The organism is Amycolatopsis magusensis, from assembly GCF_017875555.1.
GTDB classification, from domain to species: Bacteria; Actinomycetota; Actinomycetes; order Mycobacteriales; family Pseudonocardiaceae; genus Amycolatopsis; species Amycolatopsis magusensis.
Genome location: NZ_JAGGMS010000001.1, coordinates 8801718 through 8826147, shown reverse-complemented (window position 1 = coordinate 8826147; position 24430 = coordinate 8801718). Strand labels below are relative to the sequence as shown.

Genomic DNA, 24430 nt, shown 5'->3' with positions numbered 1-24430 from the left:
GCCGTAAAGTCGGACCGTCTTCTACCCAGGCGGCGTTCGGCCGAACGGCCGCAGGTGATGGTCCGGAGGAACAATGCGGAAATCGGCTTCGCTCGTGGTGGGCGCGCTCGGCGCGGGCCTGTTGCTGGCCGGCGCGCTGACCGCGGTGTCGGTGGAACCGGGCCCCACCGCGCCGCCGCCGGCCACCGCGCCTGTCCCCTCCGCGCCGCCGGTCGAGGCCGCCGCGGCGGCGGACGGCACGGGCGGGGTGATCGGCTGGGGCAACGGCCTGTGGCAGCAGCGGCCGGTGCCCGCCGGGCTGACCACGGGCGTCGCCGAAGTGCGGGTCGGTGGCCTGCACGCGCTCGCGCGCAAGGCGGACGGCACCGTCGTCGCCTGGGGCAACAACGTCTACGGGCAGACCGTCGTGCCCGCGGCCGCGCAGGGCGCGACCGCGCTCGCCGCCGGTTGGGCGCACAGCCTCGCGCTGAAGAACGGTGGTGTCGTCGGCTGGGGCAACGACTGGTTCGGCCAGCTGAAGATCCCCGACGCGGCCAAGTCCGGCGTCACCGCCATCTCGTCCTACGGCTACCACAACCTCGCGCTGAAGCAGGGCGGGCAGGTGATCAGCTGGGGCATGCGCGACGACGTGCCCCCGGAGGCGCAGTCCGGGGTGACCGCGATCTCCGTCGGTGGTGACCACAACCTGGCGTTGAAGAACGGCGGCGTCATCGCCTGGGGCGCCAATGAGTGGGGACAGCTCAACGTGCCCGCCGCGGCGAAGTCCGGGGTCACCGCGATCTCGGCCGGCTGGGACCACAGCCTCGCGCTGAAGTCCGACGGCACGGTGATCGCCTGGGGCAACGACGAGTACAAGCAGAGCACCGTGCCGGCCACGGCCACCGGCGTCACCGCGATCGCGGCGGGCTGGACGCACAGCGTCGTGCTGCTGTCCACCGGCAAGGTGATCGCCTGGGGCTGGAGCAACAGCAGCGCGATCGCGGTGCCGGCGACGGCGGGATCGGGTGTGTTCGCGATCGCCGCCGCCGACCGGTTCAACCTCGCGCTGAAGTGACCAGTTCGTAGGAGCGCTTCCGGTCCTCGTCGCCGTGGACCATGGTGGTGATCATCAGCTCGTCCGCGTCGGTTTCCTCGAGCAGCGCTTCGAGGCCCTTGCGCACGGTCTCGGGCGAGCCGAGCACGGTGGTGCTGAGCCGTTCCTCGACGAACATGGTGTCGATGTCGCTGTACTCGTACGCGGCGGCTTCTTCGGGCGTCGGCAACGGGATCGGCCTGCCGCGGCGCAGGCTCAGGAAGGTCAGCGCGCTGGGACCGGCCAGGTAGCGCGCGTGCTCGTCGGTGTCCGCGGCGAGCACCGAGACGCCGAGCATCACGTACGGCTCGTCGAGCACCTCGGACGGCTGGAACGCCTCGCGGTACAGGCGCACGGCGGGGACGGTGTTCTGCGCGCTGAAGTGGTGGGCGAAGCTGAACGGGAGGCCGAGCGCGCCGGCGAGCTGGGCGCTGAACCCGCTCGAGCCGAGCAGCCACACCGGGACCTTGAAGCCCTCGGCGGGGAACGCGCGCACGGCACGGCCTTCGCCGGGCTCGAAGTAGGAGCGCAGCTCCTGGAGCTTCTGCGGGAAGTCCTCCGCGGACAACCCGGCGGCGCCACGCAGGGCGAGCGCCGTGCGCTGGTCGGTGCCCGGCGCGCGGCCGATGCCGAGGTCGATCCGGCCGGGGTGGAACGCCTCGAGCATGCCGAACTGCTCGGCGATGACCAGTGGGGCGTGGTTGGGCAACATGATGCCCCCGGAGCCGACGCGGATGCGGTCGGTGGCCGTGGCGATGTGGCTCATCAGCACCGAGGTGGCCGAGCTGGCGATGCCCGGCATGTTGTGGTGCTCGGCCACCCAGTAGCGGTGGTAGCCGAGGCTCTCGGTGTACTTGGCCAGCTCGACGCTGCTCCGCAACGCGGCCCGCGCGTCCGACCCGCTGACGATCGGCGCCAGGTCGAGCACGGACAGGGGCACTTCAGACAAGGAACTCACACCAGGACCAACGCCGCAGCCGACTCAATCCTTCCCGCGCGGGCTCCCGAGGGACACAAATGTGGCTTTCGGGGCCGAATCCGCCCCCAAAGCCACATTCGTGACATCGCCAAGCCCACCACCGCGCAACCGCCCCACCACCACCAACACAACCGAGACCCGGGCACCACACCAGAGGACCCGCCCAGACCCCACCCTGCCCCGGTCCACAGCCAAAAACACGGCGGAGATGACCTTGTCAAGGCATCCTTCCCGCCTTGACAAGGTCATCTCCGCCGTAGTCACAATCAAGACCCGGGGCGGACCCCGCCCAGCCAAGAACTAAGGCAGCCAGCTCGGATCAGAAGCCAGCACAGTCAACTGCTGCGTAGCCCGAGTCAGAGCCACGTACAGCACCCGCCGTCCCGTAGACGACTCCGTGATCAACTCCGCCGGTTCGACCAGTACGACAGCGTCGTACTCCAGGCCCTTCGAGTCGAGGCTGCCGACGACCTTGAGCCGTTCGTCCGCCTGTCCCGACAGCCAGCGCTCCACTTCGGGCACCCGGTCCATGGCGCAGATCACGCCGACCGTGCCCTCGACCGCGCCCATCAGTTCCTTGGCCGCGGCCTGCACCGAGCTTTCCCACGCGGCCGGGTCGACCGGGCGTACCTCGGGTTCCAGTCCGGTGGTGCGCACGGCCTTGGGCAGCTCGTCGGCCTCGGCCTGGTTCGCCACCACCTTCGCCGCCAGGTCGAAGATCTCCGCGGAGTTCCGGTAGTTCGTCCGCAGGGTGAACCGCCGGTGCGCGGTGCCGCGGCCGAACGCCTGCTCCCTGGCCTGCGCGGCCTCCGGCGGGTCCGGCCACGAGCTCTGCACCGGGTCGCCGACCACGGTCCAGCTCGCGTACTTGCCGCGCCGCCCGACCATGCGCCACTGCATCGGCGAGAGGTCCTGCGACTCGTCGACCACGATGTGCGAGTACTCGTCGTAGTGCTCGGGCCGCTGCGGGCCGGTGCCGGTGGTGCCGCGCTGGATCGGCGCGGCGTCCAGCTCGATCGACTGGGCGCGGCGGCGGCGCTTGGGCTGCGGGCCGATCAGCACGCGCAGCTCGTCGAGCAGCGCGATGTCGGCCACCGACCAGCCGTTGCTGCGGTCGGCCAGCGAACCGGCGAGCAGGGTGATCTCCTCGCGGTTCAGCAGGCCCTTGCCCACCTTGGCGAGTCGCTTTTCGTCGGCGAGCCAGCGCAGCACCTCGGCCGGGTGCAGGATCGGCCACCACACCACCAGGAAGCGGTGGAACTCGATGCGCTCACCGAGTTCGGTGATCAGCTCGGCGCGGTCGGAGCTGCGGCCGTCGGCCTTGGCGTGCTCGTCGGCCTTGTCGGCGAGGGCTTCGAGCAGGGTCTCCGCGGCGCGCACGCGTGACCGGTTCGGCGGCCCGCCCTGGCTGTGCACCTTGCGCCGGACCTTCTCCAGTTCCTTCGCGTCGAGCTTGAGCACCTCGCCCTTGTAGACGATGCGCATCTCGGTCTGCGCGTCCGGCGGGGTCTCCCGCATGGCGCGCGCAAGGAGCTTGCGCATCCGCGAGGAGCCCTTGATCGCGGCGAGCCGGGCGGGGTCCTGGTGCGTGCCGGTGGCGCCGTCGAGCAGTTCGCCGAGCGCACGCAGTTCGACGTTCGTCTCACCCATCGCGGGGAGCACGCGCGAGATGTAGTTGGTGAACACCCCGGACGGGCCGACCACCAGCACGCCGGCGCCGCCGAGCTGGCGGCGGTGGCGGTAGAGCAGGTAGGCGGCGCGGTGCAGGGCGACCGCGGTCTTGCCGGTGCCAGGGCCGCCGGTGATCTCGGTGACCCCGCGCCACGGCGCGCGGATGACCTCGTCCTGTTCGCGCTGGATGGTGGCGACGATGTCACGCATCTTCTCGCCGCGGGACCGGCCGAGCGCGGCCATCAGCGCGCCCTCGCCGACGACCTGCATGTTCTCCGGCACGGCTTCGGCCATCAGCACGTCGTCGTCCACGTCGAGCACGGTCTGCCCGGAGCAGCGGATCACCCGGCGGCGCACCACGTCCATCGGTTCCTCGGCGGTGGCCTGGTAGAACGCGGCGGCGGCCGGGGCACGCCAGTCGGTGACCAGGTTGTCGAACTCCGCGTCGCGGATGCCGAGGCGGCCGACGTAGATCGGCTCGTCGTCCGAGGCGTGGTCGAGCCTGCCGAAGACCAGGCCCTCGTACTCGGCGTCGAGCGTCTGCAGGGTCTGGTTGGCGTGGTAGACCATCATGTCCCGCTCGAAGAGCATGGACGCCTGCTCGAACACGGCTTCGCGCTGGGCGCCGTGCCCGAGTTCGTAGCCCTTGGCGCGCATCGCCTCGGCTTGGGTCCGCAGTTCCGCGAGACGGGTGTAGACCCGATCGACGTGGGTCTGTTCGATGGCGATCTCGGCCCGTCTGACCCGAGGTTCCGACACGCAGCGCTCCTACAGCTCACTCGCCGGGAAGGGGAAGAACGACAATACGCGTCCCCGTCGCGGGGTACAGCCAGTCCTGCCCAAAAACACAGGTGCGACCATTCCGGGGTGACCAGGATCGTGGCGGGGACCGCCGGTGGCCGGAAGCTGAAGGTGCCGCCGAAGGGGACCAGGCCGACGTCCGAGCGGGTGCGCGAAGCCCTGTTCAACGCCCTGGAAGTGGCCGGTGAGCTGGACGGGGCGCGGGTGCTCGACCTCTACGCGGGCACCGGGGCGCTGGGGCTGGAGGCCCTTTCGCGGGGTGCGCGGGAGGCGGTGTTCGTCGAGGCCGACAAACGCGCGGCCGACGTGCTCCGCGGCAATGTGACCACACTCGCACTCGGTGGCGCGGTGCGGCACGGAAAGGCCGAAACGGTGCTCGCCGTCGGTGCCGAAGCGCCGTTCGACCTGGTGCTCGCGGATCCGCCGTACGACCTGGGCGCCGCGCAGCTGGCCACGGTGCTTTCCGCGCTGGTCACCGGGGGCTGGCTGGCCGATGGCGGGCTGGTGGTCGTCGAGCGGGCGCTGCGCGACGGCGAACCGTCCTGGCCGGACGGTCTGGAGCCGTTGCGCACCAAGCGCTACGGCGACACGGCGCTGCACTGGGCCGAATTCACCGGGAGTTGGTAGCGTCCGCGTCATGCGGCGCGCGGTCTGTCCCGGCTCCTACGACCCGGTCACCCTTGGGCACATCGACGTCTTCGAGCGGGCGGCCAAGCTGTTCGACGAGGTCGTGGTCACGGTGATGGTGAACCCGAAGAAGCACGGCCTGTTCTCCATCGACGAGCGGATGGACCTGATCACCTCGTCGGTGACCGGCATCCCGAATGTGCGGGTGGACTCGTGGCAGGGCCTGCTCGTCGACTACTGCCGCGAGCACGACATCGTGGCCATCACGAAGGGCCTGCGCGCGGTCAGCGACTTCGACTACGAGCTGCAGATGGCGCAGATGAACCACCGCCTGACCGGGGTGGAGACGCTGTTCATGCCGACGAACCCGGAGTACAGCTTCCTGTCCAGCTCGCTGGTCAAGGAGGTGGCGACCTACGGCGGCGACGTCTCGCACCTGCTGCCGGACGTGGTGCACGACCGGCTGGTCGCGCGACTCGCGGCCAAAAGCTAGTCCGTTCGGCCCAGTCGCACCCCCGAATGGTTCCGTTCGCTCGGACCGAGTTCACGCCGGCGTCTCCCGATGATCACGTGATCGGGCTACGGTTCGAAAATGATTAACCAAAAGTCGCGTCTTGCAGGCGTTCTGCTGGCCATTCTGGTCGCCGTCTTCGGTGGGGCCACCACCGTTTCGGCGACTCCGGCCACTCCGGTGACCGTCCAGGCCGAGTGCGGGGACACTTCCGGCTTCGACGAGGCCGCGCTGGGGTCGCTGCCGCCGGAGGCGAGCGAGACCTACGACCTCATCCAGCAGGGCGGCCCCTACCCGTACCCGCAGGACGACACCGTCTTCCAGAACCGCGAGCAGCTGCTCCCGCTGTGCGACTCCGGCTACTACCACGAGTACACCGTGGAAACGCCGGGCAGCTCCGACCGCGGGGCCCGGCGCATCGTCAAGGGCGAGGGCGACGAGTACTTCTACACCGCGGACCACTACGAGAGCTTCGTACTGGTCACCGTCTGACGGCCGGTGGGGTCACCCGGTCGTGGCGGACACGCCGGGTGACCCTCCTTCACGCGGATCCACCCGGCCGGCGGGCAGACTGGGAGCTGGCGAAGTGGGAAGTTCTGCCGTGAGGGGAGTTGCCGTGTACCGGGTGTTCGAGGCCCTAGACGAACTGGTCACCATCGTGGAAGAGGCCCGCGGTGTGCCGATGACGGCCAGCTGCGTGGTCCCGCGTGGTGATGTCCTCGAACTGCTCGACGACGTCCGTGACGCGCTGCCCGGCGAGGTCGACGACGCCCAGGACGTGCTGGACAAGCGGGACGAGCTGATCACCAAGGCCCGCCACGAGGCGGAGACCACGGTCACCGGCGCGAACGCCGAGGCCGAGCGCACCATCTCCGACGCCGCCGCCGAGGCGGACCGGCTGGTCGCCGAGGCCCGCGCCCGCGCCGAGCAGATGCTCGCCGACGCGCACAACGAGGCCGACCGCACGGTCGCCGCGGGCCAGGCCGAGTACCAGAACCTGACCGAGCGCTCCCGCGCCGAGTCCGAGCGGATGATCCAGGCCGGGCGCGACGCCTACGACCGGGCCATCGACGAGGGCCGCGCCGAGCAGGCGCGCCTGGTCGCCCAGACCGAGGTGGTCCAGGCAGCGCACGCCGAGGCCGCCCGCATCGTCGACGAGGCGCACGGCGAGGCCGACCGCCAGCGCGCCGACTGCGATGCCTACGTCGACGGCAAGCTCGCCGAGTTCTCCGAACTGCTCGCCACCACGCTGCGCACGGTCGACTCCGGCCGCAACCACCTGCGGGCCCCGACCAGCCTCGGGCGCAACACCGTCTACGACTACCAGGCGTGATGCCGGCGCCCGGCGTCGCGTACAGTGGTGAGGTTGCGCACTCCGGTTCCGAGTGCTGCCCCAAAACCTCGTAGCAGAGAGAGCGATGTCTGAAGACAAGAGCGCGCCGCACGTCGACGCGCGCAGTCCCTGGGTGCTCGACACCCGCGAACTCGGCCGCCGCGCCGGGCTCAGCCGCCCCGTGCAGCGGGACGTCGAAGTCACCAAACCGCTCGGCGTGCCCGACGTGATCGTGGTGCCCGAAGGCGCGAAGGTGGCGCTGGACCTGCTGCTCGAATCGGTGGTCGAAGGCGTGCTGGTCACCGGCACCGCGACGGCCCCGGTCACCGGGCACTGCTCGCGCTGCCTCGACCCGATCTCCGACGAGGTCGAGGTCGACCTGACCGAGCTGTACGCCTACCCGCACTCGACCACCGAGGAAACCACCGACGAGGACGAGATCATGCGCCTGGTCGACGACCGGATCGACCTCGAGCCCGCGGTGCGGGACGCGGTGGTGCTCGCGCTGCCGCTGGCCCCGCTGTGCACCGAGGACTGCGCTGGTCTGTGCAGCGGGTGCGGGGTGAAGTGGGCCGATCTCGAGCCCGGACACGGGCATGAGACCATAGACCCTCGGTGGGCCGCGCTGGTCGAGCGTTTCGACGACGACCCGGCGTCCGGCCCGGACAAGCAAGCCTGACGAGCGCCAGCTCGTAGACCGCAAGCATGCCCGCGCACGCGGGCAGATCGTGATTGAGGAGATCCAGTCGTGGCCGTCCCCAAGCGGAAGATGTCGCGTTCCAACACCCGCTCGCGCCGCGCCCAGTGGAAGGCCGCCCCGGTGCAGCTGGTGCCCTGCCAGAACCGTGCCTGCAAGGCCCCGAAGCCGCAGCACATCGCCTGCCCGACCTGCGGCCAGTACGGCGGTCGTCAGGTCGTCGAGCCAGCCTGATCGAGGTAGCCCAGACATGGGGGGAAAGTCGCCCACCGGTCAGGCCAGCGATCCGACGCCCTTGCTCGAGGCGCTCGGCGTCACCCTGGACGCCGAGCTGCTTCGGCTTTCACTGACCCACCGCTCCTACGCGTACGAGAACGGCGGCTTGCTGCCGAACGAGCGGCTGGAGTTCCTCGGGGACGCGGTGCTCGGCCTGGTCGTCACCGACCACCTGTACAACGAGCACCCGGACCTGCCCGAAGGCCAGCTGGCGAAGCTGCGCGCGAGCGTGGTCAACATGCACGCGCTGGCCGGGGTCGCCCGCGGGCTCGGTGAAGGCGGGCTCGGTGCGCACCTGCTGCTCGGCAAGGGCGAGGAGCTGACCGGCGGACGGGACAAGGCGAGCATCCTCGCCGACGGCCTCGAAGCCGTCATCGGAGCCACCTACCTGGCGCACGGCATCGAAACCGCGCGCAAGCTGGTGCACCACCTCTTCGACAGCCTGCTGGCCGAGGTCCCGCTGCGCGGGGCCGGCCTGGACTGGAAGACCAGCCTGCAGGAGCAGACCGCGTCGGCCGGGCTCGGCGTGCCCGAGTACCAGGTCGAGGACACCGGTCCGGACCACCGCAAGGAGTTCAGCGCCAAGGTGATCATCGCCGGGCGCACCCTGGGGCACGGGGTCGGCAGCACGAAGAAGGAAGCCGAGCAGAAGGCCGCCGAGGCGGCTTGGCGCACCCTCAACGAAGAACTCAACCAGCAGGGCGATGCCGGAACTCCCTGAGGTCGAGGTCGTCCGGGCCGGGCTCGAGAAGCACGTCTCCGGACGCACCATCGCCGAGGTCACCGTCCTGCACCCGCGCGCGATCCGGCGGCACGTGGCCGGCGCGGCGGACTTCTCCGGCAGGCTCGCGGGGGAGCGGGTGGTCGCCGCCCGCCGCCGCGGCAAGTACCTGTGGCTCGAGCTGTCGGGCCAGGACGCCGTGCTCGCCCACCTGGGCATGAGCGGGCAGATGCTGGTGCAGCCCGACGGCGCGCCGGACGAGAAGCACCTGCGCGTCCGGGTGCGCTTCGACGACGACGGACCCGAACTGCGGTTCGTCGACCAGCGCACGTTCGGCGGGCTGGCGCTCGCCGAACTCGTGGACGCCGACGGCACGCTGCTGCCGAGCACGATCGCGCACATCGCCCGTGACCCGATGGACCCGGCGTTCGACCCGGTCCTCGGGGTGAAGGCGCTGCGGTCCCGCCGCACCGAGGTCAAACGCGCGCTGCTGGACCAGACCCTGGTCTCCGGGGTCGGCAACATCTACGCCGACGAGGCGCTGTGGCGGGCGCGCCTGCACTGGGCGCGACCGGCCGACAAGCTCACCACCAAGCAGGGCGCGGCCCTGCTCCAGGCCGCCACCGACGTGATGAACGAGGCGCTGCTGGCCGGTGGCACCTCGTTCGACGCGTTGTACGTCAACGTCAACGGCCAGTCCGGCTACTTCGACCGGTCGCTGGACGCCTACGGGCAGGAAGGCCGGGCCTGCCGCCGCTGCGGCACGCCGATCCGGCGCGACCCGTTCATGAACCGGTCGTCGTTCTCCTGCCCGCGTTGCCAGCCCAAACCGCGGTTGACCAGGGCCTGAGCAAAAACCTACCGCCGAATGGCGCCCTCTTGTGCACACTACTGCGCAATGCGTGCTAGTGTTCGCGGCGCAGGACTGGAGGGAACCGGTGGAGATCAGTCAGTTACTCAAAGGGGTGCTCGATCTCGCGGTGCTCGCGGTGCTCCGCGGGCACGACGGTTACGGCTACGACGTCCTCCGCCGGTTGAGACAGGCCGGGCTGGAGGAGGTCGGCGACGCGTCGGTGTACGGCACGCTGCGGCGGCTGTACAAGGCGGGGTTGCTGACGTCGTACGTCGTACCGAGTGAAGAAGGACCCCACCGCAAGTACTACAGCTTGAACGAGTCGGGACGCCAGCGGCTGGCGGAGTCCGGGAAGACCTGGACCACCTTCGCCAAGACGATGGACAGCCTGTTGGGAGAGGCAGCATGAGCACCCAGACTCCCGCCGTCGTGCGGGACTACCTGGCCAGGGTCCGGACCGCGCTCGCGGACCTGCCGCAGGCCGAGGTCGACGAGATACTGGAGGACGTCCGCCCGCACCTGCTCGAGATCGGTGCCGAACTGGGGGAGGGCGCCACGGTCGCGGCGATGACCGAGCAACTCGGCTCGCCGGAGAGCTACGCCGCCGAACTGCGGGCGGCGGGGGACTACCCGGCGCCGGACCAGGGCGAGGGCGGCCGGGAGAACACCCACCTCGGCGCGCGGCTGGCGGTGTGGAGCCTGGCCGCGATGGTCCTCGTCCTGGTGCCGTTCGGGGCGCTGGTGGCCGCGAGCCTGGCCTCCGCACCCCTGACCCTGCTGATCCCGGCGGCGGCGGTGCTGGTCACGGGCGGCTGGTACCTGGCGCGCCACGGGGACGGTGTGCTCGGCAGGCTGCCCGAACTGAAGCCGGTGCGGTCCGCGTTGGGGCGCGACTCGAAGGCACTGGAGTACCTGAGGTCGTTGCGCCCGGCGTGGTGGCTGCTGTGCGCGGCGGTGCTGGTCCTGTTCGGCCTGCTGCTGTTCGTGTTCGACGGCCGCGAGGGGATCCTGGCGCTGCTGGCGCTGGCCGTGGTCGCCGGGATCATCGTCTGGTTCGGGCCCAGGTCGGTGACCGACCGGAAGTGGCTGTGGCTCAGCCTGCCGGTGTCGGCGCTGGTGGTGGGGGTGGTGCTGGGCCTGGTCACCGAGGGCATCTTCAAGGTGGCGAACGGGCGGTACGGGCGGTACTACGAGGGGGCGTACCCGTCGTCGAACATGGCGGAAGGGCTGCCGGTGCTGAGCTACGGCAACGAGCAGGTGGACAACATCTACGCGTTCGACGCCCAGGGCAAGCCGCTGACCGACGTGTACCTGTTCGACCAGGCAGGCAAACCGCTCACGCTGCCGAGGTACGGCTGCGAACCGGAGTCCGGCGCACGTCAGCGCAGGGGGGCGGACAACCAGTACCCGCGGCCGGACATCGACCAGTACGGCTACGACGACCAGGGCAACTACAACGGGTACAACGCCTACCGGCCGGGGTGCCGGGAGGTGGTGGGCGTGCCGTTCAGCGCGGCGATCCCGAAGCAGGTGCCCGCTCCCGGTCTGCCGTCCGCTCCGGCGCCGGCCCCGGCACCGCCGTCACCTCCGGTGGCACCGAGCACCGCACCGACGCCCACGGGCTGAGGGTGCGCGCGCGAAGCGAGGAGCGGGGGTCGGGGCCCGCTCCTCGCTTCACCTATGTCCTATGAGGACGGTCTGATTCAGAGCGACTGGTGGCTGAACGCGAGCTTGCTGAGCAGCTCGCGGCCCTTCTCCGCGTTGCGCGGCTGGGAAAGCACGTCGTAGCGGCGGGCCACCAGCTGGCTGCTGGAGACGAAGTCGCGCTTGCCGCGGGTGGCGCCGTAGCTGATCGCCGAGAACACCATGCCGAAGCCGACACCGGAGAGCAGGCCGATCAGGATCGGCGCGAACCCCGCCCCGGCGGTGAACATGCTCAGCAGCAGCCCGACGAACAGACCGAACCAGGCGCCCGACAGCGCCCCGCTGGTCAGCACCTTCCCCCAGCTCAACCGCCCGGCGACGCGCTCGACCAGCATCGGCTCCACCCCGACGATGGTCACGTCCTGGACCGGGAACTTGCTGTCGGCCAGGTGGTCGACAGCGCGCTGGGCTTCGGCGTAGGAGTCGTAGGAGCCGATCGGCCAGCCGCTGGGCATGGTCGGCAGTTGCGGCGTGCCCGCGGTACGGGTGAACGTGGTCTGCGAGAAAGCTGTGGTCATTGTTCTCACCTCTCTGCTCCGCACAACGCGCCTACCCGTCAGGACATGCCCGAAAACCACCAGTTCACAGCCACTTCTCAGACTGTGACCCCCGTCGCCCACCCGAGTGCGCAGTTCGGCTGCCCGAACGTAGAACTCGGCTGCCTGAGTGTGGGGTTCAGGTGCCTGAGTGTGGGGTTCGGCTGCGCGAACGTGGGGTTCGGCTTCCTGGGTGTGGGGTTCGGGTGCGCGAGTGTGGGGTTCGGGGCATGGCGAGTTCTACGTTCAGGTAGCCGAACCCCACACTCAGGTAGCCGAAGTACACGTTCAGGTAGCCGAACCTCGCACTCGGGTAGGCGAGTTCAGCGTTCGGGCGGGCGAACCTCACACTCGGGACGGGGTCAGACGGCGGTGGCGAGGAGTTCGGGGCGGCCGGCGGGGGAGCCGTCCGGGAGCCAGCGGGCGAAGAAGTCCGGGTCGAAGAGCTCGTCCAGGACCATGTGCGCGGCCCCGATGAGGCCGCCTTCCTCGCCGAGGCGCGCCTTGTCGATGCGAAGCTCCCTTGTGGACAGTGGGAGCGAGCGGCGGTAGATGGTTTCCCGGATGGTGGCGAGGAAGAGGTCCCCGGCGCCGGCGATCTTGCCGCCGAGCAGGATGGTCGACGGGTTGTAGAAGTTCACCATGGTCGCCAGCATCGAGCCGATCCGCTTGCCCGCCGCGACGAGCAGTCGGACGGCCTGGTGGTCACCCGAGCGCGCGGCGGCGGTGACGTCGGCGGCGGTGATCCGGCCCGTTTCGGCCAGTACCCGCGCCAGCGTTTCGCTCTGCCCCGTGCGTGCCAGCTCCTCGCCGTCCCGCGCCAGTGCCGAACCGCCCGCGAGGGCTTCCAGGCACCCGGTTTTCCCGCAGCGGCAGACGACCTCGCCCGCCGGGCCCTCGTCGGCGACCGCGGCGTGGCCGATGTCGCCCGCGCAGCCCTGCGCCCCGCGGTGCAGCGAACCACCGTTGCTGATGCCCGCGCCGATGCCCGTGCCGATCTTGACGTAGAGCAGGTCGCCACCGTGCTCGTGCCCGCGCGCGGCCGGGTCCCGCAGTTCGCCGAGGCACAGCAGGTTCACCTCGTTGTCGACCCACACCGGCGCGCGGTACTTGGCGCCGAGCCGGTCGCGCACCGGGTAGTTGTTCCACCCGGGCATGATCGGCGGCTCCGACGGCCGCCCGGTGGCGAACTCGACCGGCCCCGGCAGGCCGAGGCCGACGCCCCAGATGCCGAGCGACTCCTCACCGTGCTCGGCCCACAGCTTGTCGAGCTGGGATTCCACCTCTTCGAGCACGATCTCCGGCCCGGCCGCGATGTCGCAGTCGCAGTGCGCGACGGCGAGCACGGTACCGGCGAGGTCGGTGATGCCCGCGGTGAAACTGGTGGCCCCCAGCTCCGCGGTCAGGATGCGCCCGGCGTCCTTGCGGAACCGCAGCGTCCGCGCCTGGCGGCCGCCGGTGGAGGGGTTGAGGTCCCCCTCCTCCAGCAGCCCGGCGTTCAGCAGGGTGGTGATGCGCTGGGTGACCGCGGTCCGGCCGAGCCCCGTCCATTCGGACAGGGCCGGCCGGGTCTGCGCCTGCCCACTGCGGACCAGCCGCAGTAGCTTGCCGTAACTCGCGACCAGCTCGGAGTTCGGCGTTTCGCCTCCGGGCGGCTCTCCCATGGGATCCCCTTCTGCGTGACTCCTTTCATCATATACGCATGGGCGTCACACTTCTGTATGGGAAAGACATTTCGCCCGGTAGGCAACGGCGAAAGGTTAGCCGAGCGTAAGAGTTGGGCGATATTCCTCGAACCAGGTCTGCAGTTCCAGCACCCGGTCCAGGCCGTGCCGTACCTCGGGGGTCACCGCTGCCGAGTCCGACTCCGCCGCCTTGGTCACCCATTCCCGGTCCGCCAGCTGGAACACCCCGGCGTCGCGGTCGGCCACCAGTTCCCGCGCCTGCTTCTGCAAGGCTTCGGCGTAGTGCGGGTCCTGCGTCGACGGGTACGGGCTCTTCACCCGCGAAGCCACCGACTCCGGCAGCACGTGCTTGGTCGCGTGCCGCAGCAGGCTCTTTTCCCGGCCGTCGAAGGTCTTCAACGACCACGGTGTGTTGTAGACGTATTCGACCAGCCGGTGATCGCAGAACGGTACGCGCACCTCCAGGCCGACCGCCATCGAGGCGCGATCCTTCCGGTCGAGCAGCGAGCGCACGAACCGGGTCAGGTGCAGGTGGCAGATCGTGCGCATCTTGCGCTCCAGCTCGCTTTCGCCGTCCAGGTGGTCGACCTGGGCGAGCGCGGTGCGGTACTGGTCGTCGATGTAGTTCTCCAGCTGCAGCCCGTCGGTGACCTCCTGGCGCAGCATCGCCGTCCGGCTGCCGGTCAGCTCGCTGTAGGCCAGCCACGGGAAGGTGTCCGCGTCACGCGCGGCCGGGTCGTGGAACCACAGGTAACCGCCGAACACCTCGTCCGCCGATTCCCCGGACAGCGCCACGGTCGACTGCTCGCGGATCGCTTTGAACAGCAGGTACAGCGAGGTGTCCATGTCACCCATGCCGCCCGGCATGTCGCGCGCCCGCACGACGGCCCGACGCACTTCCGGGTCGCTCAGCGTGGACGAATCGAGAACCACGTTCTGGTGCGCCGAGCCGACCAGGTCCGCCACGTCGCGGATGTACGGCGAATCGGGGGTGGTGCGGATCCGGTCGGGCTGGAAGTTCTCCTCCTGCCCGGTGAAGTCGACGGAGAACGTCCGCAGTTGTTCGCCTTCGTTCCGCACATAGGGCGCCGCCAAGCCGGTGACCGCGCTGGAATCGAGCCCGCCGGAAAGCAGTACGCACCGCGGCACGTCGGCCACGAGTTGCCGGTGCACGATGTCGGTCATCAGCTCGCGGACCTTCGCCACGGTTTCTTCCCGCGAATCCGTGTGCTCGGTGGCGTTGAGCTTCCAGTACGTGCGGCCGCGGATGCCGCGGTCGTCGACGGTGACCGTGCTGCCCGGCTCGACCTCGTGCATGTCCTTCCACAGCGACCACCCTGGCGTCTTGGTGAACGCCATCAGCCCGCGCAGGCCGTCGAGGTCGACCTCCCGCTTGGCCAGCGGATTGGCCAGGATCGCCTTCGGCTCGGAGCCGAAGAGCACGCCGTCGCGGGTGGGGTAGTAGTACAGCGGCTTGATGCCCATCCGGTCGCGCACCAGCAGCAGTTTGCGCGTGCGCTCGTCCCAGACGGCGAACGCGTACATACCGTTCAGGTGCTCGGGCACGCCTTCGCCCCATTCCAGGTAGGCGTGCAGCACGACCTCGGTGTCGCTGCTGGTGGTGAACCGGTGTCCCTTGGCCGCCAGTTCCTCGCGCAGTTCGGCGAAGTTGTACGCCTCACCGCTGTAGACCAGCACCACCTCGCCGGACGGGGTGCGCTCGGTCATCGGCTGGCGCCCGCCGGGCAGGTCGATGATGGCCAGCCGCCGGTGCCCGAGCGCCGCGTGCTCGCCCAGCCAGGTGCCGGAGTCGTCCGGACCGCGGCACGACATGGTCGCGGTCATCGCGTCCACCACGTCGTTTCTCGTCCGCAGATCCGATTCGTAGGAGATCCAGCCGGTGATACCGCACATGAGCCCGCCTCCTCGGTTACTTAGCTATGCGAAATATCCGTAACACCGTTGTAACGCCCGACGGCGGAAATGTCTGCCCGGTATGCCTGCTGCGCCCGAAGCGTCACCGCGGTTGTGGCCGGTCTCACCGCGCGTCAAAAAGCCGTAAATGGCCAGGGAAACGGCATCAAGGACCCGTTAGCCGGCCGTGGCCACGGTCCGTCACCGGCGCAAGGTCGAAGCCGTCACCGAAACGGGTGGTGGATCGATCGAGAGGTGCGAATTGGCCGACTTGCTCTACGCCGTGCTGCTGATCGGCGTCTTCGTGGTGCTGGCGCTCACCCTGCGCGGGCTGGAAAAGCTGTGAGCGGCACGGTCGCCAACGTCGTCGGCGGGGTGCTGGCGCTCGGGCTGCTCGGCTACCTGTTCGCCGCCCTGATCAAGCCGGAGAAGTTCTGATGTCCGACACCACGGCCGGTCTGCTGCAGACCGGCCTGCTCCTCCTCGCGCTGGCGGTGGCGTACAAACCGCTGGGCGACCACATCGCCGGGGTGTATTCCAGCGAAAGGCACCTCAAAGGCGAACTCGTGCTCTACCGCCTCTTCCGGGTGAATCCGGAATCGTCGCAGCGCTGGAGCACCTACGCGCTCAGCGTGCTGGCGTTCTCCCTGGTTTCGGTGGTTTTCCTGTACCTGCTCCAGCGGTTGCAGCCGTTGTTGCCGTGGGACCTGGGCCGCGGCTCGGTCGACCCCGGCACCGCCTTCAACACCGCGGTCAGCTTCGTCACCAACACGAACTGGCAGTCCTACGTGCCCGAGGCCGTGATGGGACACGGCGTCCAGATGTTCGGGCTGACCGTGCAGAACTTCCTGTCCGGCGCGGTCGGGCTGGCGGTGGCGGTCGCGCTGGTCCGCGGGTTCACCCGGGCGAAGACCGACCGGCTCGGCAACTTCTGGGTGGACCTGACCCGCGGCACCGTGCGGATCCTGCTGCCGCTCGCCTTCGTCTTCGCGATCGTGCTGATCGCGCTCGGCGTGGTGCAGAGCCTGTCGGCGGGGATCGCGGTGACCAGCCCGGACGGCTCGTCGTCCACCCTCGCGCTGGCGCCGGCCGCCAGCCAGGAGGCGATCAAGGAACTGGGCACCAACGGCGGTGGGATCTTCAACGCCAACTCCGCGCACCCGTTCGAGAACCCGAACTCGTGGTCGAACCTGGTCGAGGTCTTCCTGCTGCTGGTCATCCCGGTGGCCATGCCGCGGGCCTTCGGCAAGCTGGTCGGCAGCCACAAGCAGGGGTACGTGCTGCTCTCGGTGATGGGCGCGCTGTGGGCGGCGATGCTGGCCGTGTCCTGGCTCGGCGAGACCCACCCGAACGGCCCGGCGGCGCTGCTGGCCGGGTCCGCCATGGAGGGCAAGGAGCAACGGTTCGGGTTGAGCCTGTCCTCGCTGTTCGCCACCAGCACCACCGGCACCTCCACCGGCGCGGTCAACGCGATGCACGACAGCTTCACCGGCCTGGGCGGCGGGGTCCCGCTGGTGCACATGCTCTTCGGCGAGGTGTCGCCGGGCGGGGTGGGCACCGGGCTCTACGGGATCCTGGTGATGGCGATCATCGCGATGTTCCTCGCCGGGCTGATGGTGGGCCGCACGCCGGAGTTCCTCGGCAAGAAGCTCGGGCGCCGCGAGGTCACCTGCGCGGCCGTGGCGATGCTGGCCATGCCGGCGGTGGTGCTGCTCGGCACCGGCGCCGCGCTGGTGGTGCCGGGTACCACGGACGCGATGACCAACAGCGGGCCGCACGGCCTCTCGGAGGTCCTCTACGCCTACGCCTCCACGGGCAACAACAACGGCAGCGCGTTCGGCGGGCTGACCGTGACCGGCGACTGGTTCCAGTCATCGCTCGGCGTGGCCATGCTGCTCGGGCGGTTCGTGCCGATCCTCGCGGTGCTGTGCCTGGCGGGTTCGCTCGCCGCGCAGCCGAAGGTGCCGGTGACCGCGGGCACGCTGCCCACCACCGGACTGCTGTTCGGTTCCCTGCTCGCCGGCACCGTCGTGCTGGTCGCGGCGCTCACCTTCGTCCCGGCACTCGCACTCGGACCCATCGCGGAGGCACTCGCATGAGCGCGTTCGGCCCACGGCAGCTGCTCACCTCGCTGCCCGTCGCGCTGCGGAAGCTCGACCCGCGCCACCAGCTGCGCAACCCGGTCATGTTCGTGGTCTGGGTGGGCTCGGTGCTGGTCACGGTGTTCGCCGTGGCCGAGCCGAGCGTGTTCACCGTGCTGATCGCGGTCTGGCTGTGGTTCACCGTGGTGTTCGCGAACCTCGCCGAAGCGGTGGCCGAGGGGCGCGGCAAGGCGCAGGCGGAGTCGTTGCGGCGCACCAAGAAGGAGACCGTGGCGCGGCGGCTGACCGCGGACGGCGCCGAGCAGGAGGTACCCGGTGCCGACCTGCGCGTCGGTGACCTGGTGGTGGTCGAAGCGGGCGGGGTGATCCCCGGCGACGGTGACGTGGTCGAAGGCATCGCGACCGTGGACGAATCGGCCATCACCGGCGAGTCGGCCCCGGTGATCCGAGAGTCCGGCGGCGACCGCTCGGCGGTCACCGGCGGCACCACCGTGCTGTCCGACCGGATCGTCGTCAAGATCACCACGAAGCCCGGCGAGTCCTTTGTGGACCGCATGATCGCTTTGGTGGAAGGGGCTTCGCGGCAGAAGACGCCGAACGAGATCGCGCTGACCATCCTGCTGTCCACGCTGACTATCATCTTCCTGCTCGCGGTGGTCGCGCTGCAGCCGATGGCGGCGTACTCGGGCAGCGAGCAGTCGGTGGTGGTGCTGACCGCGCTGCTGGTCTGCCTGATCCCGACCACCATCGGCGCGCTGCTCTCGGCGATCGGCATCGCCGGGATGGACCGGCTGGTGCAGCGCAACGTGCTGGCCACCTCCGGCCGTGCGGTCGAGGCGGCGGGTGACGTGTCCACCCTGCTGCTGGACAAGACCGGCACGATCACCTTCGGCAACCGCAGGGCGACCGAGCTGCTCCCGGTTGGTGAGTCCACTGTGGAGGAACTGGCGGCGGTGGCCAGGTTGTCCAGCCTCGCCGACGGCACGCCCGAAGGCCGCAGCATCGTGGAGCTGACCGGGGACGCCGAGCCCACCGAGGAGGAACGGCTCGCCGAGTTCGTGCCGTTCACCGCGCAGACCCGGATGAGCGGGCTGAACCTCCGCGACCGCGAGATCCGCAAGGGCGCGGCGGGCGCGGTGCGGGCGTGGGTGCGTGAGCGCGGTGGCGAGATGCCGGACAAAACCGAGCACATCGTCGACGAGGTCAGCCAGCAGGGCGGTACCCCGCTGGTGGTGGCCGAGTGCGTGACCGGCGGCAAAGCCGTGGTGCGCGGGGTGATCCGGCTGTCCGACGTGGTCAAGCCGGGCATGCGCGAGCGGTTCGCCGAACTGCGCTCGATGGGCATCCGGACGGTGATGATCACCGGCGACAACCCGCTCACCGCCAAGGCCATCGCCGAGGACGCCGGGGTCGACGACTACCTGGCCGAGGCCAGGCCGGAGGACAAGATGGCGTTGATCCACCGCGAGCAGGAGGGCGGGCGGCTGGTCGCGATGACCGGCGACGGCACGAACGACGCGCCCGCGCTGGCCGCCTCCGACGTCGGGGTGGCGATGAACACCGGCACGTCGGCCGCGAAGGAGGCGGGCAACATGGTCGACCTCGATTCGGACCCGACCAAGCTGATCGAGATCGTCGGCATCGGCAAGCAGCTGCTGATCACCCGCGGCGCGCTGACCACCTTCAGCGTGGCGAACGACCTGGCCAAGTACTTCGCCATCCTCCCGGCCATGTTCCTGGCGATCTACCCGCAGCTCGGCGGGCTGAACGTGATGGGGCTGGCCACGCCGGCCTCGGCGATCCTGTCCGCGGTGATCTTCAACGCGCTGGTCATCGTGGCGCTGATCCCGCTGGCCCTGCGCGGGGTGCGGTACCGCCCGTCCGGCGCGGCCGCGTTGCTGCGGCGGAACCTGCTCGTCTACGGCGTCGGTGGCGTGCTCACGCCGTTCGCCGGGATCTGGCTGATCGACCAGCTTGTCCGACTGATTCCCGGGATCGGGTGAGGAACGTGAAGAACCTGTTCAACCAGGCGGCCGCGGGACTGCGGGTGCTGCTGGTGATGACCGTGCTGCTCGGCGTGGCGTACCCGCTCGGGGTGTGGGCGGTGTCCCGCCTCCCCGGGCTCCAGGCCAACGCCGAGGGCTCGATCGTCACGCGGGACGGCCAGGCGGTTGGGTCGGAGCTGATCGGCGTCGACCCGGTGGCCGCGGATCCGGCTGCCGACCCGTGGTTCCACACCCGGCCGTCGGCCACCGGCGATCCGTCGACCTCGGGCGGGTCCAACAAGTCCGGGTTCAACGAGGACCTGGTCGCCGAGGTCGGCGACCGCCAGACGGCGATCGCCGCGCGGGAGGGCGTCGCGCCCGCGGTGGTGCCCGCGGACGCGGTGACCGCCTCGGCCTCCGGCGTGGACCCGTCGATCAGCGTGGCCTACGCCGAACTGCAGGTGCCCCGCGTGGCCAGGAACACCGGCGTGCCACCCGATCGGGTGGCCGAGCTGGTCCGCGAGCACACCACCGGGGTCCTCCCGGGGGTGAATGTGCTGCAGCTCAACCTCGCGGTGCGCCACGCCGCGGGCCGGTGAGCGGAGACTGGTCGAGTGGAGCCGGAAACCGAAACCCCACCGCGCCGCGGTGAACTGCGCATCTACCTCGGCGCGGCGCCGGGCGTCGGCAAGACCTTCGCCATGCTCGGCGAGGCGCGACGGCGGCTGGAGCGGGGCACGGACGTGGTGATCGGGCTCGTCGAGACGCACGGCCGCAAGAAGACGGCCGAGCTGCTCGACGGGCTCGAGGTGGTGCCCCGGCGCACCAGCGCGCACCGCGGGCGCGAGTTCACCGAGCTGGACATCGACGGGCTGCTGGCACGCAAGCCCGAGGTCGCGGTGGTCGACGAGCTGGCGCACACCAACGTGCCCGGCTCGCGCAACGAGAAGCGGTGGCAGGACGTCGACGAACTGCTGGACGCCGGGATCGACGTGCTGTCCACGGTCAACGTCCAGCACCTGCAGAGCCTCAACGACGTGGTGCAGCGCATCACCGGCGCCACCCAGTACGAGACCGTGCCGGACGAGGTGGTGCGCCGCGCGGAGCAACTGGAGCTGGTGGACATCACGCCCGAGGCGCTGCGGCGGCGGCTGGCGCACGGCAACGTCTACCCGGCCGACCGGATCGACGCCGCGCTGGGCAACTACTTCCGGCCGGGCAACCTCACCGCGTTGCGGGAGCTGGCCCTGCTGTGGGTGGCCGACCAGGTCGACGTGGCGTTGCAGCGCTACCGCGCGGAGCAGAAGATCACCGAGACCTGGGAGGCCAGGGAACGCGTGGTCGTCTCGATCACCGGCGGGCCGGAGAGCGAGACGCTGATCCGGCGCGGCAGCCGAATCGCCAACCGGGCCGGCGCGGAACTGCTGGTGCTGCACATCCTGCGCGGGGACGGGCTGGCCGGGCTGGGGCCGACCGCGGTCGGCCGGTACCGCAAGCTCACCGACGAACTCGGCGCCACCTTCCACACCGTCGTCGGTGACGACGTGCCCAACGCGCTGCTCGACTTCGCACGCGGGGTGAACGCGACTCAGCTGGTGATCGGCACTTCGCGGCGGTCGCGGGTGGCGCGGTTGTTCGACGAGGGCATCGGCGCGACGGTGGTGCAGCGGTCCGGGTCGATCGACGTGCACATGGTCACCCACGAGGAAGCGGGCGGGCGGCTGCGAGCGCGGCTGAGCGGGAGCCCGCTGACGCCGTCGCGGCGGCTGCTGGGCTGGGCGCTTTCGCTGGCGGCGCCCGGGGTGGCGACCACGCTGGGACTGCTGTTGCGCGACCAGGTCGACTTCTCCACCGACGTGGTCGGCTACGTGCTCGCGACCGTGGTGGTCGCGCTGGTCGGTGGCCTGGGCCCGGCGTTGCTGGCGGCGGCGTTCTCCGGTGGCCTGCTGAACTTCTTCTTCACCGAACCGCGGTACCAGCTGACCGTGCAGGAACCGCGGAACGTGGTCACGCTGGTGGCGATGATCGTGGTGGCGATCCTGGTCGCGGCCGTGGTCGACGCGGCGGCCCGGCGGGCGGTCCAGGCTGCGCGGGCGCGCACGGAGGCCTCGCTGCTGGCGTCGTACGCGCGCACGGTGCTGACGCACGCCCAGCCGGTCGACCGGCTGCTGGAGAAGGTGCGGGAGAACTTCGGGCTCACCTCGGTGGCGTTGGTGGAGAAGAAGTCCGGGAGCTGGCGGCGGGTGGCGTACACCGGGACGGACCCGTGCACCCGGCCCGACGACGCGGACGTCGACATCCCGGTGACCCACGACGTGCACCTGGTGCTGCGCGGGCGCGCGCTGGCCGCGCACGACCGCGGGGTGCTGGAGGCGGCGGCCGGGCAGGCGCTGCTCGCCCTGCGTCAGCAGCGCATGGCGGCCACCGCGGACGAGGCGCAGCGCAAGGCCGAGGCCACCGAGCTGCGGACGGCGTTGCTCTCGGCGGTCGGACACGACCTGCGCACGCCGTTGACCTCCATCAAGGCCGCGGTCGGCAGCCTGCGTGCTTCGGACATCCAGCTGTCCGAAGAGGACACCGGGGAACTGCTGGAGGCGATCGAACTCTCCGCCGACCGGCTCGCGGGCCTGGTGGACAACCTGCTCGACTCCTCGCGGCTGGCCACCGGCGCGGTGCGGCCGCACCTGCGGGCGGTCGGCTACGACGAGGTGGTCGCACTGGCTCTGTCCACAGTGGATGGATCGGCGCCGGTGCGGGCGGAGGTGCCCGACGACGTGCCGTGGGTGCTCGCCGATCCGGGACTGCTGGAGCGGGTGGTGGCCAACGTGGTGGACAACGCGCTGCGCCACGGCTCGCCGCCGGTCTCGGTGCGGGCGAGCGCACACGCGTCCTATGTGGAGCTTCGCATCGTCGACCACGGGCGAGGGTTGAAGAAGGGCGCCGCCGATTCGGCGTTCGCCCCGTTCCAGCGGCTCGGTGACCGCAACGCCACGACCGGGGTCGGGCTGGGCCTGTCGGTGGCGAAGGGGTTCACCGAGGCGATGGGCGGCACGATCAGGGCGGAGGACACCCCCGGTGGCGGGCTGACCGTGGTGGTGTCCTTGCCGAAGTGGAACGGAGAATCATGAGCGGTCCGGGGGACCGGGGGTCGTCCCCCGTGCAGACGACACAGAGCACCGTGCTGGTGGTGGACGACGAGCCGCAGATCGTGCGGGCGCTGCGGATCAACCTGTCCGCGCGCGGGTACAAGGTGATCACCGCGCACGACGGCACCGCCGCGCTGCGTGCGGTCGCCGAGACCAAACCGGACGTGGTGGTGCTCGACCTCGGCCTGCCGGACATGGACGGCACCGAGGTGATCGCCGGGCTGCGCGGCTGGACCACGGTGCCGATCATCGTGCTGTCCGCCAGGGGCGATTCGTCCGACAAGGTGGCCGCGCTGGACGCCGGCGCGGACGACTACGTGACCAAACCGTTCGGCATGGACGAACTGCTGGCGCGGCTGCGCGCGGCGGTCCGGCGCTCCGCGGTGAGCGGGACCGAGGACGGCAGCGCGGTGGTGGAGACCGACGCGTTCACCATCGACCTGGCGGCGAAGAAGGTGCTGCGGGACGGCGCCGAGGTGCACCTGACCAAGACCGAATGGGGGGTGCTGGAGCTGCTGGTCCGGAACCGGGGACGGCTGGTGGCGCAGAAGCAGCTGCTGCACGAGGTCTGGGGCCCTTCGTACGACACGGAGTCGCACTACCTGCGGGTCTACATGGCGCAGCTGCGGCGGAAACTGGAGCCGGAGCCCTCACGGCCGAAGCACCTGCTCACCGAACCCGGCATGGGCTACCGCTTCGAACCGTGAGTGTCTACGGAGGTGGCTTTCTCGAAGCCACCTCCGTGACATCTGGCTCGCTACGGGGTCGTGCTGCCCGGGTCACCGGAGCCGGGAGGCGGGTCGCTCGGATCGCTGCTGGGCGGGTCCTCGCTGGGCGGGTCCGTCGGTGACGGCTTCGAGGTGCTCGGCGGCAGCTCGCTCGACGGCGGGTCGTCGCTGCTCGGCGGCTTCGGCGGGTCGCCGGGGCCGGGCGGGTTCCCGGGTGCCGGGGGCGCTGGCGGCGGGGTGACCACCGTGGTGGTCGGGACGCCGTCCGGGCCGGTGGTCACGATGGTCGTCGGCGCGGCGCTCGGCGAGGTGCCGGGCACCGGCACGCCGCTGACCAGCACCGGGTCCTGGTTGACCGGCGGGGGCACCATGGCACCGGGACCACCGCCGGGGCCTGCCTGCAGCGCGGGCGGCACGCCGTCGGCGGAGCTGGGGCTGGAGAGCTGTGCGATGGCGCCGAACGCGGTGGCGAGCGCGAGCCCGCTGGCGGCGAGGATGACGTACCCGGACCGGTGCAGGCGCCCACCGGGTTCACGGGGCGGGGCGACCACGGCCGGGCGGCTCGGGGAGGACCCCGGCGACTGGGGCATTGGTGGTTCTCCTTGCGATGCGGGGGTGACCCGGACGAGCACTCCAGCGCCGGATCCGGGGGGACCGTATCACCGTCGGATGACCCTGTGCGAGCGAACCGTCTCCGGTTGTTGACCCAGGGTAGCGGAATGGGATTTGCCGACGTAGGGCACGATGGGTTCGTGAGCGAGGAACACGAGATCGCGCGCCTGACCGCGTGGGTGCACGGGCGCGTCCAGGGAGTCGGTTTCCGCTGGTGGACGCGCAGCCGCGCGCTCGAACTCGGGCTGGTGGGCAGCGCGGGAAACCTGGCGGACGGTCGTGTCGAGGTGGTAGCGGAGGGTAGGCGAGACCACTGTGAGCGGCTTCTGACCGCTTTGCGCTCCGGCGAATCACCCGGTCAGGTGGACACCGTGGTCGAGCGGTGGAGCCCGCCGCGCGGCGGCCTGAGCGGTTTCGCCGAGCGCTGACGGCCCGCCTCCCCGGTCCCGGAAGGCCACCCAGGTAGCATCGGGCGAT

At 70.5% G+C, this 24430-nt stretch carries 25 protein-coding genes; 19 read left to right on the top strand and 6 right to left on the bottom strand.

Translation table 11 applies throughout. From position 1 onward, the window contains the following. Nucleotides 1-73 precede the first annotated feature (73 nt). Nucleotides 74-1054: an RCC1 domain-containing protein gene (locus JOM49_RS39710; protein ID WP_209669620.1), complete on the top strand. Its 981-nt coding sequence runs from the start codon at nucleotides 74-76 to the stop codon at nucleotides 1052-1054. On the opposite strand, the gene JOM49_RS39705 is transcribed toward JOM49_RS39710, so the two are convergent. Both JOM49_RS39705 and JOM49_RS39700 read right to left on the bottom strand, forming a co-directional pair. Further along, a complete protein-coding gene (locus JOM49_RS39705) occupies nucleotides 1035-2012 on the bottom strand; it encodes an LLM class flavin-dependent oxidoreductase (RefSeq protein ID WP_372444239.1) in 978 nt (325 codons plus the stop codon). The genes JOM49_RS39710 and JOM49_RS39705 overlap by 20 nt on opposite strands. A 339-nt stretch (nucleotides 2013-2351) precedes the next feature. Then, entirely contained in the window at nucleotides 2352-4481 is a 2130-nt protein-coding gene (locus JOM49_RS39700; protein WP_209669616.1) for a HelD family protein, read from the bottom strand. A 108-nt stretch (nucleotides 4482-4589) separates the two neighbouring features. Between JOM49_RS39700 and rsmD the strand changes: the two genes are divergently transcribed. The 10 genes from rsmD to JOM49_RS39650 all read left to right on the top strand — a co-directional run bounded on the left by rsmD (nucleotide 4590) and on the right by JOM49_RS39650 (nucleotide 11167). Continuing rightward, the gene (gene rsmD, locus JOM49_RS39695) at nucleotides 4590-5150 is read left to right on the top strand and encodes a 16S rRNA (guanine(966)-N(2))-methyltransferase RsmD (protein WP_209669614.1); all 561 of its coding nucleotides are present in this window, start codon (nucleotides 4590-4592) and stop codon (nucleotides 5148-5150) included. A 10-nt stretch (nucleotides 5151-5160) separates the two neighbouring features. Continuing rightward, nucleotides 5161-5643 carry a pantetheine-phosphate adenylyltransferase gene (coaD, locus tag JOM49_RS39690; protein ID WP_209669612.1) on the top strand — a complete coding sequence of 161 codons (483 nt, stop codon included), beginning with the start codon at nucleotides 5161-5163 and terminating at the stop codon, nucleotides 5641-5643. 99 nt (nucleotides 5644-5742) lie between these two features. Further along, nucleotides 5743-6153, top strand: a complete 411-nt coding sequence (locus tag JOM49_RS39685; RefSeq protein WP_209669610.1) for a guanyl-specific ribonuclease — start codon at nucleotides 5743-5745, stop codon at nucleotides 6151-6153. Nucleotides 6154-6277: 124 nt separating this feature from the next. Continuing rightward, nucleotides 6278-6994 (top strand): flotillin family protein, encoded by a 717-nt coding sequence (locus JOM49_RS39680; protein WP_209669608.1) that lies wholly within the window; start codon nucleotides 6278-6280, stop codon nucleotides 6992-6994. Nucleotides 6995-7079: 85 nt separating this feature from the next. Then, nucleotides 7080-7673, top strand: a complete 594-nt coding sequence (locus JOM49_RS39675; RefSeq protein WP_209669606.1) for a YceD family protein — start codon at nucleotides 7080-7082, stop codon at nucleotides 7671-7673. 69 nt (nucleotides 7674-7742) lie between these two features. Further along, the gene (rpmF, locus tag JOM49_RS39670) at nucleotides 7743-7925 is read left to right on the top strand and encodes a 50S ribosomal protein L32 (RefSeq protein WP_209669604.1); all 183 of its coding nucleotides are present in this window, start codon (nucleotides 7743-7745) and stop codon (nucleotides 7923-7925) included. 16 nt (nucleotides 7926-7941) lie between these two features. Further along, nucleotides 7942-8688: a ribonuclease III gene (rnc, locus tag JOM49_RS39665; protein ID WP_209669602.1), complete on the top strand. Its 747-nt coding sequence runs from the start codon at nucleotides 7942-7944 to the stop codon at nucleotides 8686-8688. Continuing rightward, a complete protein-coding gene (mutM, locus tag JOM49_RS39660; RefSeq protein ID WP_209669600.1) occupies nucleotides 8672-9538 on the top strand; it encodes a bifunctional DNA-formamidopyrimidine glycosylase/DNA-(apurinic or apyrimidinic site) lyase in 867 nt (288 codons plus the stop codon). The genes rnc and mutM overlap by 17 nt, the downstream gene beginning before the upstream one ends. A gap of 88 nt (nucleotides 9539-9626) precedes the next feature. After that, the gene (locus tag JOM49_RS39655) at nucleotides 9627-9950 is read left to right on the top strand and encodes a PadR family transcriptional regulator (RefSeq protein ID WP_153036910.1); all 324 of its coding nucleotides are present in this window, start codon (nucleotides 9627-9629) and stop codon (nucleotides 9948-9950) included. Beyond that, nucleotides 9947-11167, top strand: a complete 1221-nt coding sequence (locus JOM49_RS39650) for a DUF1700 domain-containing protein (protein WP_209669598.1) — start codon at nucleotides 9947-9949, stop codon at nucleotides 11165-11167. The genes JOM49_RS39655 and JOM49_RS39650 overlap by 4 nt, the downstream gene beginning before the upstream one ends. A 77-nt stretch (nucleotides 11168-11244) precedes the next feature. Here the strand turns inward: JOM49_RS39650 and JOM49_RS39645 are convergent, their stop codons facing one another. The 3 genes from JOM49_RS39645 to asnB all read right to left on the bottom strand — a co-directional run bounded on the left by JOM49_RS39645 (nucleotide 11245) and on the right by asnB (nucleotide 15380). Continuing rightward, on the bottom strand, nucleotides 11245-11763 hold the full coding sequence (locus tag JOM49_RS39645) for a YflT domain-containing protein (RefSeq protein ID WP_209669596.1): 519 nt from the start codon (nucleotides 11761-11763) through the stop codon (nucleotides 11245-11247). A 380-nt stretch (nucleotides 11764-12143) separates the two neighbouring features. Next, nucleotides 12144-13445: an ROK family protein gene (locus JOM49_RS39640; RefSeq protein ID WP_209669594.1), complete on the bottom strand. Its 1302-nt coding sequence runs from the start codon at nucleotides 13443-13445 to the stop codon at nucleotides 12144-12146. Nucleotides 13446-13541: 96 nt separating this feature from the next. Next, on the bottom strand, nucleotides 13542-15380 hold the full coding sequence (gene asnB, locus JOM49_RS39635) for an asparagine synthase (glutamine-hydrolyzing) (protein ID WP_209669592.1): 1839 nt from the start codon (nucleotides 15378-15380) through the stop codon (nucleotides 13542-13544). Nucleotides 15381-15567: 187 nt separating this feature from the next. On the opposite strand from asnB, the gene JOM49_RS43565 reads away from it, so the two are divergent. From JOM49_RS43565 to JOM49_RS39605, 7 genes are read left to right on the top strand one after another with little or no spacing between them, the layout of a single operon-like run. Continuing rightward, nucleotides 15568-15726 (top strand): hypothetical protein, encoded by a 159-nt coding sequence (locus JOM49_RS43565; protein ID WP_245369627.1) that lies wholly within the window; start codon nucleotides 15568-15570, stop codon nucleotides 15724-15726. Then, nucleotides 15723-15818 carry a K(+)-transporting ATPase subunit F gene (gene kdpF / locus JOM49_RS43560; RefSeq protein WP_308159028.1) on the top strand — a complete coding sequence of 32 codons (96 nt, stop codon included), beginning with the start codon at nucleotides 15723-15725 and terminating at the stop codon, nucleotides 15816-15818. Before JOM49_RS43565 ends, kdpF begins: the two co-directional genes overlap by 4 nt. After that, on the top strand, nucleotides 15818-17479 hold the full coding sequence (gene kdpA, locus JOM49_RS39625) for a potassium-transporting ATPase subunit KdpA (protein ID WP_209669588.1): 1662 nt from the start codon (nucleotides 15818-15820) through the stop codon (nucleotides 17477-17479). The genes kdpF and kdpA overlap by 1 nt, the downstream gene beginning before the upstream one ends. Continuing rightward, nucleotides 17476-19485 (top strand): potassium-transporting ATPase subunit KdpB, encoded by a 2010-nt coding sequence (gene kdpB / locus JOM49_RS39620; protein WP_209669586.1) that lies wholly within the window; start codon nucleotides 17476-17478, stop codon nucleotides 19483-19485. The genes kdpA and kdpB overlap by 4 nt, the downstream gene beginning before the upstream one ends. A 5-nt stretch (nucleotides 19486-19490) precedes the next feature. After that, complete coding sequence (locus tag JOM49_RS39615) at nucleotides 19491-20066, top strand: potassium-transporting ATPase subunit C (protein ID WP_209669584.1); 576 nt, start codon at nucleotides 19491-19493, stop codon at nucleotides 20064-20066. Nucleotides 20067-20081: 15 nt separating this feature from the next. Further along, the gene (locus tag JOM49_RS39610; protein WP_209669583.1) at nucleotides 20082-22595 is read left to right on the top strand and encodes a sensor histidine kinase; all 2514 of its coding nucleotides are present in this window, start codon (nucleotides 20082-20084) and stop codon (nucleotides 22593-22595) included. Between the two features lie 29 nt (nucleotides 22596-22624). Continuing rightward, nucleotides 22625-23320 carry a response regulator gene (locus JOM49_RS39605; RefSeq protein WP_308159027.1) on the top strand — a complete coding sequence of 232 codons (696 nt, stop codon included), beginning with the start codon at nucleotides 22625-22627 and terminating at the stop codon, nucleotides 23318-23320. 50 nt (nucleotides 23321-23370) lie between these two features. On the opposite strand, the gene JOM49_RS39600 is transcribed toward JOM49_RS39605, so the two are convergent. After that, entirely contained in the window at nucleotides 23371-23931 is a 561-nt protein-coding gene (locus tag JOM49_RS39600) for a hypothetical protein (protein ID WP_209669579.1), read from the bottom strand. Nucleotides 23932-24060: 129 nt separating this feature from the next. Here JOM49_RS39600 and JOM49_RS39595 point away from each other — a divergent pair, with 129 nt between their 5' ends. Then, nucleotides 24061-24381 (top strand): acylphosphatase, encoded by a 321-nt coding sequence (locus JOM49_RS39595; RefSeq protein WP_209669577.1) that lies wholly within the window; start codon nucleotides 24061-24063, stop codon nucleotides 24379-24381. Nucleotides 24382-24430: the final 49 nt, after the last annotated feature.